This window comes from Streptomyces sp. VTCC 41912 (assembly GCF_045799175.1).
Lineage (GTDB): Bacteria > Actinomycetota > Actinomycetes > Streptomycetales > Streptomycetaceae > Streptomyces > Streptomyces albulus_C.
Window position 1 is genome coordinate 44,292 of the sequence record NZ_JBJMAB010000021.1, and the last position, 16,726, is coordinate 61,017.

Annotated in this window: 14 protein-coding genes and 1 pseudogene; 11 read left to right on the plus strand and 4 right to left on the minus strand. The window is 75.5% G+C overall.

What is annotated here, in order from left to right; genetic code table 11:
• Positions 1-32: 32 nt before the first annotated feature.
• Positions 33-938 (minus strand): DUF3027 domain-containing protein, encoded by a 906-nt coding sequence (locus ACJ6WD_RS25830; RefSeq protein WP_233658579.1) that lies wholly within the window; start codon positions 936-938, stop codon positions 33-35.
• A 403-nt stretch (positions 939-1,341) separates the two neighbouring features.
• Here ACJ6WD_RS25830 and ACJ6WD_RS25835 point away from each other — a divergent pair, with 403 nt between their 5' ends.
• From ACJ6WD_RS25835 to ACJ6WD_RS25850, 4 genes and pseudogenes are all read left to right on the plus strand, one after another.
• On the plus strand, positions 1,342-2,712 hold the full coding sequence (locus tag ACJ6WD_RS25835) for an MFS transporter (RefSeq protein ID WP_376557827.1): 1,371 nt from the start codon (positions 1,342-1,344) through the stop codon (positions 2,710-2,712).
• Between the two features lie 93 nt (positions 2,713-2,805).
• Complete coding sequence (locus ACJ6WD_RS25840; RefSeq protein WP_016572561.1) at positions 2,806-3,315, plus strand: hypothetical protein; 510 nt, start codon at positions 2,806-2,808, stop codon at positions 3,313-3,315.
• Positions 3,316-3,367: 52 nt separating this feature from the next.
• Positions 3,368-4,075: pseudogene (locus tag ACJ6WD_RS25845) on the plus strand (futalosine hydrolase); the annotation flags it as partial.
• 78 nt (positions 4,076-4,153) lie between these two features.
• Complete coding sequence (locus ACJ6WD_RS25850; protein WP_233658582.1) at positions 4,154-5,005, plus strand: 1,4-dihydroxy-6-naphthoate synthase; 852 nt, start codon at positions 4,154-4,156, stop codon at positions 5,003-5,005.
• A 10-nt stretch (positions 5,006-5,015) separates the two neighbouring features.
• On the opposite strand, the gene ACJ6WD_RS25855 is transcribed toward ACJ6WD_RS25850, so the two are convergent.
• The gene (locus ACJ6WD_RS25855; RefSeq protein WP_016575638.1) at positions 5,016-5,399 is read right to left on the minus strand and encodes a cold-shock protein; all 384 of its coding nucleotides are present in this window, start codon (positions 5,397-5,399) and stop codon (positions 5,016-5,018) included.
• Positions 5,400-5,604: 205 nt separating this feature from the next.
• On the opposite strand from ACJ6WD_RS25855, the gene ACJ6WD_RS25860 reads away from it, so the two are divergent.
• On the plus strand, positions 5,605-5,871 hold the full coding sequence (locus tag ACJ6WD_RS25860) for a hypothetical protein (RefSeq protein ID WP_331249237.1): 267 nt from the start codon (positions 5,605-5,607) through the stop codon (positions 5,869-5,871).
• Here the strand turns inward: ACJ6WD_RS25860 and ACJ6WD_RS25865 are convergent.
• Positions 5,820-6,494 (minus strand): haloacid dehalogenase-like hydrolase, encoded by a 675-nt coding sequence (locus ACJ6WD_RS25865; protein ID WP_331249238.1) that lies wholly within the window; start codon positions 6,492-6,494, stop codon positions 5,820-5,822. The two genes, ACJ6WD_RS25860 and ACJ6WD_RS25865, sit on opposite strands and share 52 nt — an antisense overlap.
• Positions 6,495-6,642: 148 nt before the next feature.
• On the opposite strand from ACJ6WD_RS25865, the gene ACJ6WD_RS25870 reads away from it, so the two are divergent.
• The 4 genes from ACJ6WD_RS25870 to ACJ6WD_RS25885 all read left to right on the plus strand — a co-directional run bounded on the left by ACJ6WD_RS25870 (position 6,643) and on the right by ACJ6WD_RS25885 (position 10,796).
• Complete coding sequence (locus ACJ6WD_RS25870) at positions 6,643-7,653, plus strand: iron ABC transporter permease (RefSeq protein ID WP_016575641.1); 1,011 nt, start codon at positions 6,643-6,645, stop codon at positions 7,651-7,653.
• A complete protein-coding gene (locus ACJ6WD_RS25875; RefSeq protein ID WP_407616591.1) occupies positions 7,650-8,747 on the plus strand; it encodes a FecCD family ABC transporter permease in 1,098 nt (365 codons plus the stop codon). Before ACJ6WD_RS25870 ends, ACJ6WD_RS25875 begins: the two co-directional genes overlap by 4 nt.
• A gap of 80 nt (positions 8,748-8,827) precedes the next feature.
• Positions 8,828-9,619: an ABC transporter ATP-binding protein gene (locus ACJ6WD_RS25880; protein WP_331249243.1), complete on the plus strand. Its 792-nt coding sequence runs from the start codon at positions 8,828-8,830 to the stop codon at positions 9,617-9,619.
• Between the two features lie 61 nt (positions 9,620-9,680).
• A complete protein-coding gene (locus ACJ6WD_RS25885; protein WP_407616592.1) occupies positions 9,681-10,796 on the plus strand; it encodes an ABC transporter substrate-binding protein in 1,116 nt (371 codons plus the stop codon).
• A 67-nt stretch (positions 10,797-10,863) separates the two neighbouring features.
• Here the strand turns inward: ACJ6WD_RS25885 and ACJ6WD_RS25890 are convergent, their stop codons facing one another.
• Positions 10,864-12,060: a hypothetical protein gene (locus ACJ6WD_RS25890; protein WP_407616593.1), complete on the minus strand. Its 1,197-nt coding sequence runs from the start codon at positions 12,058-12,060 to the stop codon at positions 10,864-10,866.
• Positions 12,061-12,328: 268 nt separating this feature from the next.
• Here ACJ6WD_RS25890 and ACJ6WD_RS25895 point away from each other — a divergent pair, with 268 nt between their 5' ends.
• Together ACJ6WD_RS25895 and ACJ6WD_RS25900 are read left to right on the plus strand one after the other, a co-directional pair.
• On the plus strand, positions 12,329-14,890 hold the full coding sequence (locus ACJ6WD_RS25895) for a helicase-associated domain-containing protein (protein WP_407616594.1): 2,562 nt from the start codon (positions 12,329-12,331) through the stop codon (positions 14,888-14,890).
• 137 nt (positions 14,891-15,027) lie between these two features.
• Positions 15,028-16,710 (plus strand): DNA repair helicase XPB, encoded by a 1,683-nt coding sequence (locus ACJ6WD_RS25900; RefSeq protein WP_233658590.1) that lies wholly within the window; start codon positions 15,028-15,030, stop codon positions 16,708-16,710.
• The last annotated feature ends 16 nt before the right edge of the window (positions 16,711-16,726 follow it).

Sequence of the window (16,726 nt, forward strand, 5' to 3'; positions counted from 1 at the left end):
GCAACGTGGGCCGCCCACCCCGCGGCAAGGGCTCAGCTGTGGCCGAGCTCCTCCGCCGGCCCACCGTCCTCGACGGACCCGCCGTTGACCGCCGGCCGGATGGACACCGGCTCGACCACGGTCTCGTCCAGCACCGGCTCCGCCGGCCGCGGCGGCTTCGGCATGACGGCGGCTTCCGAGTGCGCCCCGCACCCGTAGGACAGCGAGACGACGCGGCCGTCGGCCGGCGAGAACTCGTTGGCGCAGACGCCGAACGCCTGCCGCAGGGAGCCGGCGATCGGGGTCAGGAAGCCGCAGCTCATGCAGGTGGCGGGGGCCGCCTGGGCCATCGGGGTCTTGGGGCCGAAGGTCTCTTCCCAGCGGTCGGCGGCGGCGTGCAGGCCGTAGCGCGACAGGACCCGGGCGCGGGCCATGCCCAGTTCCTCGGCGACCGCGCCGACGCTGCCGCGGCCGGGCACCGGCTGGATCGCGGGCGAGCCGGGGACGACGACCGCTTCCTCGGTGTCGGCGACGTCGGCGGCCATGCCCTCGGCTACCGGTGAGTTCGGCGGCGGCGCGTCCTCGCCGCTGAAGCCGGGCTCCAGGCGCAGGTCGTCAGACTCGGTGGGCAGCAGGTCGCCGGGGCCCATGTCGCCGGGGCGCAGCCGCTCGCTCCACGGCACCCACTCGGGGGCCAGCAGCGCGTCGGGGCCGGGCAGGAGGACCGACTCGTCGAGGGTGACGATCTTCGCGCGGGAGGCGCGGGTGACGGTGACGGCCCAGCGCCAGCCGCGGTAGCCGGGCTGCGTGCAGTCGAAGAGATGGGTGACGACGCGGTCCGCCTCGGCGACGGCGTCGACGTGCTCGCCGACCGTGCCGGGCGTGGCGGTCTCCTCGGCCGCCTTGCGGGCAAGGTCGACCGCCTCGGCGCACAGCCGGTCAGGGGTACGGCTTCGCATCGCAGCACTCACAAGAATCGATTCTCTCTTCCACGCCGTCTCACGAGCGCGCCAGCCGGGGCTGTCCTGGTCCTGTCCGGACGACCGGCGGTACCGGGGCGGGCGGAGCGGACCGGGGGACCGCGTCGACGTCCGCGCCCGGTTGGATCGTTCGGTCGAGCGCACCTCTTACGTCCTATTCTGCGGGATCGCAGGGAAATGAGGTACGCGGCCGGAACGGACCGCCGGTGGCGCTCTGGACACGCTACCCCTTCAACGCTGCACGACCCCTCGGCGGGAGCAGCAAATATCTCCGACCGTAACCGGCCAGTCGGGCCACGAGTGCGGCCGGTCGGCCGGTGCGCCCCGCCGGAGCGGGGGGATAAATCGCCCCCTCTGGGGCGAGTTGGGGCAGTATGACCAGGTGGCTGGCGTCGGGGCGACGAGGGGGTCGAAAGCCCGCCGGGCGGGCCGCGCGATCGGACGCGCACTGCACCGGCCGCTGCGCGGCGCGGCCCGGCAACTACGGCGCGCCACCCATGCGCAGGGCGCCGGGGAATCGGGCCTGGCACAGCTGATCGAGCTGCACGCGGTGAACGCCGCCGGCGACATGATGATCACGATCGCGCTGGCCTCGACCGTGTTCTTCTCGGTGCCCACCCACGAGGCACGGGGCCGGGTGGCGCTGTACCTGCTGGTCACCATGGCGCCGTTCGCGCTGCTGGCGCCGGTGGTGGGCCCGCTGCTGGACCGGGTGCCGCACGGCCGCCGGGCCGCGATGGCCGGCGCGATGCTGGCCCGGGCGCTGCTGGCGCTGTCGATGTCCCGGGCGGTGGCCGACGGCGGGCTGGCGCTGTATCCGGCGGCGCTGGGGGTGCTGGTGGCGTCGAAGGCGTACGGGGTGGTGCGCAGCGCGGTGGTGCCGCGGCTCCTGCCGCCGCGGATCTCACTGGTGAAGGCCAATTCCCGGGTGACGCTGGCGGGGCTGCTGGCGACCGGGGCGGCGGCGCCGGTGGGCGCCGGACTGCACCTGATCGGGCCGGCCTGGCCGCTGTACGGGGCGTGCGTGGTGTTCCTGGCCGGCACGTTCCTGTCGTTCTCGCTGCCGCACGCGGTCGATTCGGGCAAGGGCGAGGCCCGGGCCCGGCTGGCGGCCGGCGACGGCGCGGGGGCGCAGGGCCGGCGGCCGGGGCTGCGGACGGTCGGCCCGGCCGTGCTGCACGGCCTGCGCGCGAACGCGTCGCTGCGGGCGCTCTCCGGCTTCCTCACCTTCTTCCTGGCCTTCCTGCTGCGCGAGCACCCCCTGGGCGGGTTGGGCGCGGCGGCGTCGCTGGGCCTGGTCGCGGTGGCGGCCGGGGCGGGGAACGCGCTGGGCACGGCGGTCGGCGCCTGGCTCAGGGCGCGCGGCCCGGAGCCGATCATCGCGGCGGTGCTGGGGCTGGCGCTGTCCGCCACGGTGCTGGCGGCGCTCTGCTACGAGGTACTGGCGGTCGTGGTGGTGCCCGTGGCGGCGGCCGCGGCGGGGCTGTCCCAGGCGCTGGCGAAGCTGTCCCTGGACGCGATGATCCAGCGCGATGTGCCGGAGGCGGTGCGGACCTCGGCGTTCGCCCGGTCCGAGACGGTGCTCCAGTTGGCGTGGGTGGTGGGCGGCGCCCTCGGGATCGCGCTGCCGCTCATCGGCCCGCTGGGTCTGGCGGTGGCCGCGGCCCTGGTGGCGGCGGGCGCCGCGGTGGCCGTGCGGGGGCTGCTGGGCGCGGCGCGCCACAGCGGTCGGCCGGCCGCCCGGGTGGGGTGACGCGGGGTCCGGGGCGCCCCGTGCGGCGGCCCGTGGTGCGGCGCGCCGCACCCGCGCGTGGCGAGCGCCGGGACGCCCGATAGCCTGCCCCGTATGACCGCTGCGTTGATCTCCCGGGGCAAGGGCCGCCGCGCCGCCGCTGCCCTCGGTGCCGTGACCCTGGGCCTGCTCACTCTCTCCGCCTGCCAGCAGCCGACCTCGTTGGCGACGGTGACCGTCGGCACGCAGACGGTGACGGCGGAGGTGACCCCCGGCTGCGACGGCGACGGCAAGTCCCTCGACAAGCAGGCCGTGCAGAGCTGCATCGCCAAGAAGGGCGAGGGGACCATCACCGTGCGCCCGGGCGAGCGGGTCCGCGTGGGCGTCGACCCGAAGGTCGCCAAGGTCGGCTGGTTCGTCGTCGGCGGCGGACCGGTGATGGCGGCGCCCAGCACCGACACGTACCGCACCTTCAGCACCGACGAGTTGTTCAAGGCCATGAACCCGGCGACCGGTCAGTCCGAGTCGCTGCGCGAGGTGACCCTGATGGTCGCCGAGGCCGGCAAGGCCCAGGGCTCGGGCCCGATGGCGCTGTGGCACTTCAACCTGAAGCTGAAGGACTGAGCGCACTGAGCGCGGGGGCCGGGGACCGGCGGCACGCGGCGGGCGGCGTCTGATGCGGACGCTGGTCGTCACCGCGGTGGCCGCGGAACGCGACGCGGTGTGCGCCGCGCTGGACGCCGAGGTTGCCGAGGACGCCCCCGGCGGCCACCGGCCCGCGGCGCTGCCCGGCGGCTACGCGCTGCACCGCGCGCCCACCGGACCGGACGGGGCGCCCGTTGCCCCGGACGTGCTGGCCGCCGGTGTCGGCCCGGCCGCGGCGGCCGCCGGCACCGCCACCGCGCTGACCGCGGCCGCCCTGGCCGGGGCCCCTTACGACCTGGTGGTCTCGGCCGGCATCGGCGGCGGTTTCGCCCCCGCCGCGCCGCTGGGCGCGGTGGTCGTCGCGGACGCGATCGTCGCCGCCGACCTGGGCGCCGAGACGCCCGACGGTTTCGTCCCGGTCACCGAACTCGGCTTCGGGACCGCGGTGCACCGGCCCGACGCGGCGCTGGTCGCGGCGGTCGCGGCGGCGACCGGCGGGACGGCCGGCCCGGTGGTCACGGTCTCCACCGTCACCGGCAGCGCCGCCCGCGCCGCCGAGCTGGCGGCCCGTCACCCGGGTGTGCTGGTCGAGGCGATGGAGGGGTTCGGCGTCGCCGAGGCGGCCGCCGCGCACGGCCTGCCGGTGCTGGAACTGCGCACGGTCTCCAACGCGGTCGGTCCCCGGGACCGCGCCGCCTGGCGGATCGGCCCCGCCCTCGCCGCGCTGACCGGCGCCTTCCGCACGTTCACCGGAGCCCTGGCGGGCGTTCCCGCGGCGGCTCCGGCGCCCCCCGCCCCCCACCCCCCGGAGGACCTCGTGACCCGGCCGCTGTCCATCGCCTACTCCCCGTGCCCGAACGACACCTTCGTCTTCGACGCCCTGGCGCACGGCCGGGTCCCGGGCGGACCGGAGCTGGCGGTCACCTTCGCCGACATCGACGTCACCAACGGCCTGGCCGAGCGCGGCGAACTGGACGTGCTGAAGGTGTCGTACGCGGTGCTGCCGTGGGTGCTGGAGGAGTACGCGCTGCTGCCCTGCGGCGGGGCGCTGGGGCGCGGCTGCGGCCCGCTGGTGCTGACCCGGGAGCCGGGCGGCGCGGCGGACCTGGCGGGCAAGACGGTGGCGGTGCCCAGCGAGCGGTCGACCGCGTACCTGCTGTTCCGGCTGTGGGTGGCGGCCGAGGTGCCGGGCGGCGTCGGCGAGGTCGTGGTGCTGCCGTTCCACGAGATCATGCCGGCCGTGCGGGACGGCAAGGTCGACGCCGGCCTGGTGATCCACGAGGCCCGCTTCACGTACCAGGACTACGGGCTGCACTGCCTTGCGGACATGGGCGAGCACTGGGAGCTGGCCACCGGTCTGCCGATCCCGCTGGGGGCGATCATCGCCAAGCGGTCGCTGGGCGAGCCGGTGCTTCGCCAGTTGGCGGAGGCGATCCGCACGTCGGTCCGGATGGCCTGGGACGACCCGGAGGCGTCCCGGCCGTACGTCCTGGAGCACGCGCAGGAGATGGACCCGAAGGTGACGGACCAGCACATCGGGCTGTACGTCAACGAATTCACCGCCGACCTCGGCGAGGACGGTTACGCCGCGGTGCGCGGGCTGCTCACCCGCGCCGCGGCCGAGGGGCTCGTGCCGCCCCTCGGCCCCGCCGCGCTGACGTTCGTCTGAGCGGTGCGGCTCAGACGTCGAGTTGGTCGGCGACCGCGCGCAACATCCCGGCGATCTTGGCGCCGTGCACCTTGTCGGGGTAGCGCCCGCGCTCCAGTTGCTGGGTGACGTTCTCCAGCAGGGTGGTGAGGTCCTGGACGATCGAGGCGAGTTCGTCGGGCTTGCGGCGCTGGGCCGCGGCGACCGAAGGGGTCGGGTCGAGGAGCACGACGCTCAGTGCCTGGTCACCGCGCTGGCCCGCGACGACACCGAATTCGACGCGCTGGCCGGGCTTGAGCATGTCCACGCCGTCAGGCAGCACCGACGAATGTACGAAGACGTCACCGCCGTCGTCGCGGGAGAGAAAGCCGAAGCCCTTCTCGCTGTTGAACCACTTGACCTTGCCGGTAGGCACGTCTGTCCTCGTCCTCGTACTCGTCGGAAAATGCGGGCTCTTCGCCGCGGGCACGTGGGGTGCCGCGGCGTGGGAAAAATGGTCTGGATAACAGTGCAGCGGGCCACCGAAGCCCGCCTCCCCCAAGGCTAATGGTCCGGGGCCCGGTGACAAGACGTCGCCAGGGGGATCCTCGGCGCCCCCGGCCCGGACTTACCCTGGTCAGGTGTCTGATGAAACGCCCCAGGCCGGGGATCTACTGGTCCGAATCGGCGCGATCGTGTTCCTAGTTGGCGCACTGGCCACTCTCGCCACGGTGCTCCCGCTGTTCCTCGGAACGCACCCGCTGCCGTGGGAGTTCTACTGGATGTCCATGCTGATGGGCGCCGGTTTCCTGATCGCGGGCAGCGGAGTGGTGCGCTCCGTGCTCGCCCAGCGCCGTCAGTCGGAGGCGGTGGCCGCCCCGTCGCCGTCGGCGCCGCCCGCCGGGTAGCGCGCGGGATCCGCCGCGTAACGATCCAGCCACGCCGGGAAGGCCGTCAGGTCGTCGAGCACCACGTGGGCACCGGCCGCGCGCAGTTCGTCGGCGGCGCACGGCCCGGTGGCGACCGCGACCGACAGGGCACCGGCGGTCCGTGCGCCGCGCACGTCGCCGGTGTGGTCGCCGACGTAGAGCCGCGCGCCGTGCTCGCGCAGCGCCGTCGCCTTGGCCTCGGCCCACAGCGAGCCGACGACCGCGTCCGCTGCGATGCCCAGGTGGGTCAGGTGCAGCTTGGCGTTGGGCTCGTACTTGGCGGTGACGACGACGGCTCGGCCGCCGGCCGCGCGCACCGCGTCGACCGCCTCCCGCGCGCCCGGCATCGCCAGGGTGCCGGTGATCGCGTGCGTCGGGTACAGCTCGCGGTAGAGGTCGCTGATCTCCGCCACCCGCTCCGCCGGGAACCAGCGGCGGATCTCCTGCTCCAGCGGCGGCCCGAGCCGGGTGACCGCGGCGGCGGCGTCGATGTGCGTCCCGGTGCGCTCGGCCAGCGCCTCGTAGGCGGCCTTGATGCCGGGGCGGGAGTCGATCAGCGTCATGTCGAGGTCGAACCCGACGGTCAGGGGATGCGCAGCCATGCCTGCCATTGTGCCTGTGCCCCTGCGGAGCAAACCGGCCAGGACGTACCGTTAGCCTTGCCTTACCTAACCCGCGGCCGCCGTCCGGTGACCGCGGGTCCGCAACCACAGCTCCAGACCGCGCGGAGGGACCCGACGCCGTGATGCCATGCCCGTGACGCACCGGAAGCGGAGCCGCCGGCTCGGCCTGACCGCGCTGGCCGTGCTGGCGCTGTTGCTGGCCGTGGTGTTCTCCCTCGCCGTCGGCAGCCGCGCGTTCGCCCCGTCGGCGGTCCTCGACGCCCTCGTCCACGGCGGCTCCGACGACGCCGCGCAGGTCGTGCGGTACCTGCGGCTGCCGCGCACCCTGATCGGCCTGATGGTCGGCGCCGCGCTGGCGATGGCCGGCACGGTCATGCAGGGCATCACCCGCAACCCGATCGCCGACCCCGGCATCCTCGGCATCAGCCAGGGCGCCGCGGCCGCCGTGGTGGCCGCCATCGCCTTCGCCGGGGTGCACACCCTGAGCGGCTACGTGTGGTTCGCGTTCGCCGGGGCGGGGATCGCCGCCGTGGTCGTCTACGGCATCGCCGCCCGCGGCCGGGGCGGCGCCACCCCGGTCAAACTGGCGCTCTCCGGCGCCGCCATCAACGCACTGCTGGTGTCGGCGTCGATGGCGATCTTGACCACCAAGGCCGCGGCACTGGACGAGTTCCGCTTCTGGCAGGTGGGTTCGCTCACCGGCCGGGACGCCGCGGTGGCCGCCCAGATCTGGCCGTTCCTGCTGGTCGGCACGGTACTGGTGCTGTCGGTGGCGCGCGGACTGGACGCCCTGGCGCTCGGCGAGGACGTCGCCCGGGGGCTGGGCCAGAAGGTCGCCACGGTGCGGATCGTGGGCGGGCTCGGCGCGACCGTGCTGACCGGCGCGGGCGTGGCGGCCGCCGGCCCGATCGCCTTCGTCGGCCTCGCCGTGCCGCACCTGGCCCGCGCCCTGGTGGGCGGCGAACACCGCTGGACGCTGCCGATGGCCGCGCTGCTCGGCCCGGTCGTGGTGCTGGTCTCGGACACCGTCGGGCGGGTGCTGTTCCCGCCGTCGGAGGTCCCGGCCGGCGTGATGACCGCCCTCATCGGCGTGCCGTTCCTGGTCACCCTGGTCCGGCGACGGGCGGTGGCGGCATGACGGCCACCGACACCTCCCCCGCCGCCCGCCCGCGCGCGGTCCGCCCCGCCGGGTACGCGCTGGTCCGGGCCGGCCGCGGCTCCTTCCTGCTGCACCGCCGCGCCACCGTGGTCGCCGTCGCGCTGGCCGCCGCGCTGGCCGTGGTGTGCGTGGCGTACCTGTGCGCCGGCGAGAGCTGGGTGGCGCCCACCGACGTGCTCAAGGTCCTCGCCGGCGAACCATCCCCCCAGGAACTGGTCGTCGGCACGCTGCGGCTGCCGCGGATGGTGGTCGGGCTGCTGGTCGGCGCGGCCTTCGGCGTGGCCGGCGGGCTGATCCAGACGGTGGCCCGCAATCCGCTCGCCAGCCCCGACATCATCGGCGTGACCCAGGGCGCCGGGGCGGTGACCGTCGGGGCGATGACCTTCGGCGTCACCTCGTTCGCGGTGCTGCCCTACGTCTCGGTGGCCGGCGGGCTGCTGGCGGCGCTGCTGGTCTACGTCTTCGCGTGGCGCGGCGGACTGCACGCCACCCGCTTCGTGCTGATCGGTATCGGCTTCGCCGTCGCGCTGCGCTCGGTCACCCAACTGTTCCTCACCAAGGGCGACTACCTCGTCGCCCAGCAGGCCCAGGTGTGGATGACCGGCTCGCTCAACGGACGCGGCTGGGCGGAGGCCGCCCCGCTGGGCTGGGCGCTGCTGGTGTCGCTGCCCGCCGTCCTGTGGGCGGCGCGCGCCCAGCGGACCGTCTCCCTCGACGACGACACCGCCACCGCGCTGGGCATCCGGCTCAACCGCACCCGGCTGGGGCTGGTGACGGTCGGCGTGGTGCTGGCGTCGATGGCGACCGGAGCGGCCGGGCCGGTCGACTTCGTGGCGCTGCTCGCCCCGCAGATCGCCCGCCGGCTGACCCGGACCGCGCAGATCCCAATGCTCTGCTCGGCGCTGCTGGGCTCCGTCATCGTCGTCCTCGGCGACCTGCTCGCCCGCAAGCTGCTCGCACCCACCGAGCTGCCGGTGGGCGTGCTGACCGCCGCGGTCGGCGCCCCGTATCTGATCTGGCTGATCGTCAGGGGCCACCGGGCCCGTGGCCGGGCCACAGGAGGACAAGCGTGACCGGTACCGGCACCCCGCGGCCGGCGGCCGGGGCGGACACCACGGCCCAGGAGCCCGCCGCCCACGAACCCGCCGCCCGTCTGACGGCCCGCGGCCTGACCCTCTCCTACGAGGAACGCACCGTCGTCGAGGGCCTCGACCTGGACGTGCCGGACGGCGCCGTCACCGTCGTCGTCGGCCCCAACGCGTGCGGCAAGTCGACGCTGCTGCGCGCCCTGGGACGGCTGCTGCGACCGCGCCGCGGCGCGGTCCTGCTGGACGGCACGGACCTCGCCCAGATCCCCACCCGGAAGATCGCCCAGTCCCTCGGACTGCTGCCGCAGACCCCCGTCGCCCCCGAGGCGATCACCGTCGGCGACCTCGTCGCCCGCGGCCGGCAACCGCACCAGCGCTGGTGGCAGCAGTGGTCGGCCGAGGACGAACGGGCGGTCGTGGAGGCCATGGCGCGCACCGACGTGGCCACACTGGCGGACCGCCCCGTCGACGAGCTCTCCGGCGGCCAGCGCCAACGGGTCTGGATCGCCATGGCACTGGCCCAGGAGACCGACCTGCTGCTCCTGGACGAACCCACCACCTACCTGGACATCGCCCACCAGGTGGAGGTCCTCGACCTGGTGCGCCAGCTCAACCACGAGCGCGACCGGACCGTCGTCGCCGTCCTGCACGACCTCAACCAGGCCGCCCGCTACGCCGACCACCTGGTGGCCATGAAGGCGGGCCGGATCGTCGCCCAGGGCCGGCCCGGGGACGTGGTCACCGCCGACCTCGTCCGCGCGGTGTTCGGCCTGGACTCGGTGGTCGTCCCGGACCCGGTGACCGGCTCCCCGTTGGTGGTGCCGGGCCGTCCCTGGGAAGGGGACACCCGGCAGTGACGTCTCCTCGCCGGGGCACCCGCCCCGGCGACCTCCCCGCCGCCGAGCCGAAAGGGCTGCGATGACCCACCCAACCCACCCGGCTGTCCCCCACCCAACCCGCCCGACCCGCCCGGCCGTCTGCACCCCGCCCCCGCACCGCCGCCCCGCCACCGCCCGGGCCGCCGCGACCGCCGTCGCCGCCGGCGCACTGCTGCTCACCGGCTGCGGCAGCGGCCAGGACTCCGGCGCCTCCGCCGCCGGCCCCAACGGCACCTTCAAGGCCGCGGAATGCCCCGCGCAGCCCACCACCACCTGGCCCGCGCCGGCCCCCGCGGGCGGCGGCAGCCACCCGGTCCGCACCGCGACGGGCGAGGTGACCGTCCCCGACGCCCCGCACCGCGTCGTGGTGCTGGACACCGCCGAACTCGACTCCGCGCTCACCCTCGGCGTCACCCCGGTCGGCGCCACCCGCTCCGACGTCGCCTCCGGCTTCCTCGACTACCTCCCCCAGGACAAGCTCGCCGGCATCAAGGACGTCGGCAAGATCGGCGCCCCCAACCTGGAAGCCATCGCCGCCCTCAAGCCCGACCTGATCCTCACCAACAAGGTCCGCGACGGCCAGCGCTACGCCGACCTCAGCAAGATCGCACCGACCGTCATGACCGACTCCACCGGCTACCCGTGGAAGCAGAACTTCGCCGTCCACGCCGCCGCCCTGAACAAGATCCCCGAAGCCAAACGCACCGTCGCCGCCTACCGCGCGCACGCCGAACGCGTCACCACGGCCCTCGGCGGCCCGGCCAAGGCCCGCGCCCTGCGCACCAACGTCGTCCGCTTCGTCGAAGGCGCCGACACCCGCATCTACGGCTGCCAGAGCTACATCGGCACCGTCCTCGACGACCTCGGCACCGGCCCCACCGCGGTCGTCGACGGCGCCCGCGACGGCCTGATGGTCGAGGTCAGCCCCGAGCAGATCACCAAGGCCGACGCCGACGCGGTCTTCTACGCCACCTACGGCAGCCCCGAGAAGTCCAAGGAGGCCCAGATCACCACCGGCCCCCTGTGGAAGAACCTCCGGGCCGTCAAGAACGGCAAGTCCCTCCGCGTCGACGACCAACTGTGGATCCAGGGCATCGGCTACACCGCGGCCGACAAGATCCTCGACGAGATCCAGCAGCGGCTCGCCAAGAAGTAGCGGCCCGCGAAGGAGCGCGGCGGCGCGGGCGACGCTCCGCCGCCCGCCCCTCTGCCGCGCCCGCGCCTCACGGCGCCGCCCGGCGCATCCGCCAGAGCAGGAACAGCGCCGAGACGACCGCGGCCACCCGCACCACGCCGGGCAGCCCCGCGAGGAGTTCCTGGCCCAGCTGCCCGGGGGCGATCGGCGCGCCCCAACGGCCTTGGCTGCGGCCCCAGATCCACACCAGCAGACCGCAGACGACGATCCCGGGCACGCCCAGCGCCGCGAACTTCGTCTCCGTACGGCTCAGCCGGCGCGACACGTACGCCAGCCCCCAACCACCGGCCAGCGCCAACCAGGAGCCGACCACCGCACCGGCCACCAGCAGCAGCACCGCCAGCGTCAACACCGGGCTGAGCCAGGCCCGCAGGGGCAACCGCGCCGGCTCCTCGGCACCCTCCGCGGCGTCCGCCGGGCCCGCGGGTTCCGCCCCGGCCACCGGCTCCTGGACGGGCGGCCGGCCCAACGTCTTCCGCAGCAGCGCCGGCAGGGCCCGCCCGCGCCGCCCGCCGTCGCCCTGCCCCGCCCCCTTGCCGCCCTTACCGCCCTTACCGCCCTTGCCGCCCTTACCGTCGGCGTCCTCGTCCTCCTCGGGCCGCTCCCAGACCTCCGAGAGTTCGATGCCGCCGACGAAACCGGGCACGAAGTCCGCCGCGGCCTCCGCGTCGGCCCCCGCGCCGTCCACCCGCCACCAGTCCGGCGGGTCCTCCGCGTCGCCCAGTTCGTCGGCGCCGGCCAAGTGGGGCGGCGCGGCGGCCGGCGGGGCCTGGGGGCCGGACGGCGCGGGACGCTTCTTGAGGAAGTTCGGCCGCCGGCCGCCGTCGTCCGCCCCGTCCCCGTCGCGCGGCGCCGGCACCTTGCCGATCAACCCGCCGAGCCGCTCCCGCGCACCGGACCACTGGGCGGGCCGGACCGGCTCCGCGGGCCCGGCCACCGGGGGCGGCGCCGCCCTCGTCCCGGCCCCGCCGGCGCCCTGCGCACCGGACCCGCCGGCCCCGTCGGCCGCGGCCTTCACCACGGCCTCCGGCGTGCCCAGCCGGGCCAGCAGCCGCTTCACCCCGGGCACCGAATCGGCCTTCTGGTCGGCCTTCTGCGCGTCGATCTCGGCCCGTAGCGAGGCCACCAGCCGCATCCGGGTGCCGGACGGCAGCCCGTGCTGCTGGGCCAGGTCGCCCACCCGGCTCAGATAGTCAAAGACGAGCTGCTCGCTCTCGATCCCCACGAAATCCCCTGCGGCGTGCGCTGGTTGCTGCCCCGACGGTACCCCGTGGCCCCGGCCCGGCACCGCCGGCCGCCCGCCGCACGGCACCGACGACGGCGCGCGGCACCACGGCCGGGCGCGCGGCACCCGCGCACCGCGCCGTGCACGACGCCGCCCCGCAGTACGGCGCGCGGCCCCGTGCACCGCGCGCCGGCCCCCGGCCCCGCCCCGCCGATCCGCGCCCGCCGCCTGCTCCCGTCGTCTCCCCCGCCCGGCTAACGTAGGACGAATGACCACCGCTACCCCCCGCACCCTCGCCGAGGAGCTCAGGACCCGCTCGGACCGCGGGCTCGCCGGCCTGCTGCGGGCCCGGCCCGACCTGCTCAACCCGGTGCCGGGCGATCTGACCCAGCTCGCCACCCGGGCCGGGACCCGGGCGTCGGTGGTCCGCGCGGTGGAGCGACTGGACACCTTCGCCCTTCAGACCGCCGAGGCGCTGGCCGTCGCCCCGGACCCCTGCCCGTACGGGACGCTGGCGGCGCTGATGGCCGGGGACGCCGGGGACGAGGCGGTCACCGCCGCCCTGCCGGGGGCCCTGGCGGCCCTGCGCGCCCAGGCCCTGGTGTGGGGCCCGGACGACCGGCTGCGCCTGGTGCGCACCGCCCGGGAACTACTCGCCCCGAACCCCACCCGCCCCTCGCCGACCGGTCTGGGCCCCACCGTCACCGAGGCCACCGCCGGCATGTCACCGGGCCGGCTCCAGGAGATCCTCGCCGCGGTCGACCTGCCCGCCACCCACGACCCGGTGTCCGCGGTCGCCGCCCTCACCGCCCTCTTCAGCGACCGGGCCAGGATGGCCGCCCTCCTGGACACCGCGCCCGCCGAGGCCGTCGCCGTCCTGGACAAGCTGCTGTGGGGCCCGCCCTACGGCGCGGTCACCGACCGGCCGGCCGCCCACCTGCAATGGCTGCTGGACCGCGGGCTGCTGCTGCCGGCCGGCGCCCGCAACGTCGCCCTGCCCCGGGAGGCCGCGCTGCACCTGCGCGCCGGGCGGGCGCACCGCGTCCCCGAGCCGGCCCCGCCCGCCCTCGCCCCGACCACCGCACGCGATCCACAGCTTGTGGACAACGCCGCCGCGGGCCAGGCGTTCACCGCGCTGGCCACCGTCGAGGAACTCCTCAAGGAGTGGGACCTCGGCGGCCCGCCCGTGCTGCGCGCCGGCGGCCTGAGCGTCCGCGACCTCAAGCGGACCGCGACCGCCCTGGACACCACCGAACAGCTCGCCGCGTTCTGGCTCGAACTCGCCTACGCGGCCGGGTTGATCGCCTCCGACGGCGAGGCCGACGAACGCTACGCCGCCACCCCGGCCGCCGAGGAGTGGCTCCAACTGCCCGACCACGAGCGCTGGGCGGTCCTGGTCGCCGCCTGGCTGCCCGCCACCCGCACCCCGGGCGTGGTCGGCACCGCCGACGCCAAGGGCCGCACCCTGGCCGCCCTCGGCCCGCACCTCGACCGCTCCCCGGCGCCCGAGGTCCGCCACCGCGTGCTGACCCTGCTGGCCACCTTGGCGCCCGGCACGTCCGTCCCGGAGGCGACGCTGCTGTCCCGCCTGCGCTGGGAACGTCCGCTGCGCGCCGCCGCACCGGCCGCCCAACCCCCGGCCGCCACCGCGCCCGCCGCGCCGGACGGCCCGGCCGGCCCCGCCCCCGCCGAGGACCTGCGCTCCCGACTCGCCCAAGGGGCGCTCGCCGAGGCCGAGTTGCTGGGCGTGACGGGGCGCGGCGCCCTCGCCACCCACGGCCGCACCCTGCTCGGCACCGCCCCGCCCGCCGCCGAAGCGGCACCGGCCCCGGAGCCGGGCGCCACCGCGACACCCCTCACCCCCGCCGAGGCGACCACCACCGCGGCCCGCGCCGCCGTCCTGCTCGCCCCGCTGCTGCCCGAACCGCTCGACCACGTCCTGCTCCAGGCCGACCTGACCGCGGTCGCCCCCGGCCCACTGCACCGCCCGCTCGCCGAGGCGCTCGGCGTACTGGCCGACGTCGAGTCCAAGGGCGGCGCCACGGTCTACCGCTTCACCCCGGCGTCGGTGCGCCGGGCCCTGGACAGCGGCCGGTCCGCCGCCGAGCTCCAGGAGTTCCTGACCGCCCACTCCCGCACCCCGGTCCCGCAGCCCCTCGCCTACCTCGTCGACGACGTGGCCCGCAGACACGGCCAGTTGCGGGTCGGCGCGGCCACCGCCTACGTCCGCTGCGACGACGACGCACTGCTCGCCGAGATCCTCGCCGACCGCCGCGCCGCCGCGCTGCGACTGCGCCGGCTCGCCCCGACCGTGCTCGCCGCCCAGTGCGCCCCCGAACACCTCCTCGACGGCCTGCGGGCGATGGGCTACGCCCCGGCCGCCGAATCCGCCGCCGGCGACGTCCTGGTGGCCCGCGCCGACTCCTACCGCACCCCGCCCCGGACGGCCCCGGCCCCGGTCCCGGACGGCCCGCCGCCGCCCGACCGCACCCTGCTGGAGGCGGCCGTCCGCGCCATCCGCGCCGGCGACCTGGCCGCCACCGCCGAACGCAAGCCCGCCGCCGCCCCCACCGGCAGCCCGGCACCGGGCGCGCTGCCCCGCACCACCTCCGCCGAGACCCTGGCCACCATGCAGGCCGCGGTCCTCACCAGCTCGCCCGTCTGGATCGGCTACGTCAACGCGGACGGCGCCGCCAGCCAACGCGTGATCGCCCCCGTCCGCGTCGAGGGCGGCTACGTCACGGCCTACGACCACACCTCCGACGAGGTCCGCACCTACCCCCTGCACCGCATCACCGGCGTCTCGGAACTGGCCGACGACGCGGTCTGACCCACCCGGGAACCACCCGCCGAACGGACCGGGCGGCCTCGTCGGTGCGATGCGGCACACTGGACGTTTGGCACGTCGGGCCGCCGCCCGACGGCCCCGGCCGGCGGTTCAGCCCCGGAATGCGAAAGGCGAGGCGCGTGAACGGACCTCTCATCGTCCAGAGCGACAAGACGCTGCTGCTGGAGGTGGACCACGAACTGGCGGACGCCTGCCGGCGGGCCATCGCGCCGTTCGCCGAGCTGGAGCGGGCGCCGGAGCACATCCACACCTACCGGGTGACCCCGCTGGGGCTGTGGAACGCGCGGGCCGCCGGCCACGACGCCGAGCAGGTCGTGGACGCGCTGGTGCAGTACTCGCGGTACCCGGTGCCGCACGCGCTGCTCGTCGACATCGCCGAGACCATGTCGCGCTACGGCCGGCTGACGCTCACCAAGCACCCCGCGCACGGCCTGGTGCTGTCCACCACCGACCGTCCCGTGCTGGAGGAGATCCTCCGCTCGAAGAAGGTGCAGCCGCTGGTCGGCGCGCGGATCGACCCGGACAGCGTCGTGGTGCACCCCTCCGAGCGCGGGCAGATCAAGCAGACCCTGCTCAAGCTGGGCTGGCCCGCCGAGGACCTGGCCGGCTACGTGGACGGCGAGGCGCATCCGATCGAGCTGGCCGAGGACGGCTGGTCGCTGCGCCCGTACCAGGCGCAGGCCGTGGAGGGCTTCTGGCACGGCGGTTCCGGCGTCGTGGTGCTGCCCTGCGGCGCGGGCAAGACGCTGGTGGGCGCGGGGGCGATGGCGCAGGCCAAGGCGACCACGCTGATCCTCGTCACCAACACCGTCTCGGCCCGGCAGTGGAAGCACGAGCTGGTCAAGCGCACCTCGCTGACCGAGGACGAGATCGGCGAGTACAGCGGGACGAGGAAGGAGATCCGCCCGGTCACCATCGCCACGTACCAGGTGCTGACGACCAAGCGGAAGGGCGTCTACCCGCACCTGGAGCTGTTCGACTCGCGGGACTGGGGCCTGATCGTCTACGACGAGGTGCACCTGCTGCCGGCGCCGGTCTTCAAGTTCACCGCCGACCTCCAGGCGCGCCGCCGGCTGGGGCTCACCGCGACCCTGGTGCGCGAGGACGGGCGGGAGTCGGACGTCTTCTCGCTGATCGGCCCCAAGCGGTTCGACGCGCCGTGGAAGGAGATCGAGGCGCAGGGGTACATCGCGCCGGCCGACTGCGTCGAGGTGCGGGTCGACCTGACCGAGTCGGAGCGGTTGGCGTACGCCACCGCCGAGACGGAGGAGAAGTACCGCTTCTGCGCGACCACCGGCAGCAAGCAGCGGGTGACCGAGGCGCTGGTGCGGCGGCACGCCGGCGAGCAGACGCTGGTCATCGGGCAGTACATCGACCAGCTGGACGAGTTGGGCGAGCACCTCGACGCCCCGGTGATCAAGGGCGAGACGTCCAACGCGCAGCGCGAGAGGCTCTTCGACGCGTTCCGGCAGGGCGAGATCTCGGTGCTGGTGGTGTCGAAGGTCGCGAACTTCTCCGTCGACCTGCCGGAGGCCACGGTCGCCATCCAGGTGTCCGGCACCTTCGGCTCCCGCCAGGAGGAGGCCCAGCGGCTGGGCCGGGTGCTGCGCCCGAAGGCGGACGGTCACGAGGCCCGGTTCTACTCGGTGGTCGCCCGCGACACCGTCGACCAGGACTTCGCCGCGCACCGCCAGCGCTTCCTGGCCGAACAGGGCTACGCGTACCGGATCGTGGACGCGCACGAGCTGCTGACGGCGGGCGACGACGTCGCGGCCGGCGAGGACGATCCCACCCCGGCGTGAGCGCGGGCGGTGGCGG

Bases quoted from the DNA above. Each gene is read 5' to 3' on its own strand.
- ACJ6WD_RS25865 (WP_331249238.1), bottom strand. From the start codon at position 6,494: ATGGCTGCGCATCCCCTGACCGTCGGGTTCGACCTCGACATGACGCTG.
- ACJ6WD_RS25875 (WP_407616591.1), top strand. From the start codon at position 7,650: ATGACGGCCACCGACACCTCCCCCGCCGCCCGCCCGCGCGCGGTCCGC.
- ACJ6WD_RS25885 (WP_407616592.1), top strand. From the start codon at position 9,681: ATGACCCACCCAACCCACCCGGCTGTCCCCCACCCAACCCGCCCGACC.
- ACJ6WD_RS25840 (WP_016572561.1), top strand. From the start codon at position 2,806: ATGACCGCTGCGTTGATCTCCCGGGGCAAGGGCCGCCGCGCCGCCGCT.
- ACJ6WD_RS25895 (WP_407616594.1), top strand. From the start codon at position 12,329: ATGACCACCGCTACCCCCCGCACCCTCGCCGAGGAGCTCAGGACCCGC.
- ACJ6WD_RS25870 (WP_016575641.1), top strand. From the start codon at position 6,643: ATGCCCGTGACGCACCGGAAGCGGAGCCGCCGGCTCGGCCTGACCGCG.
- ACJ6WD_RS25830 (WP_233658579.1), bottom strand. From the start codon at position 938: ATGCGAAGCCGTACCCCTGACCGGCTGTGCGCCGAGGCGGTCGACCTT.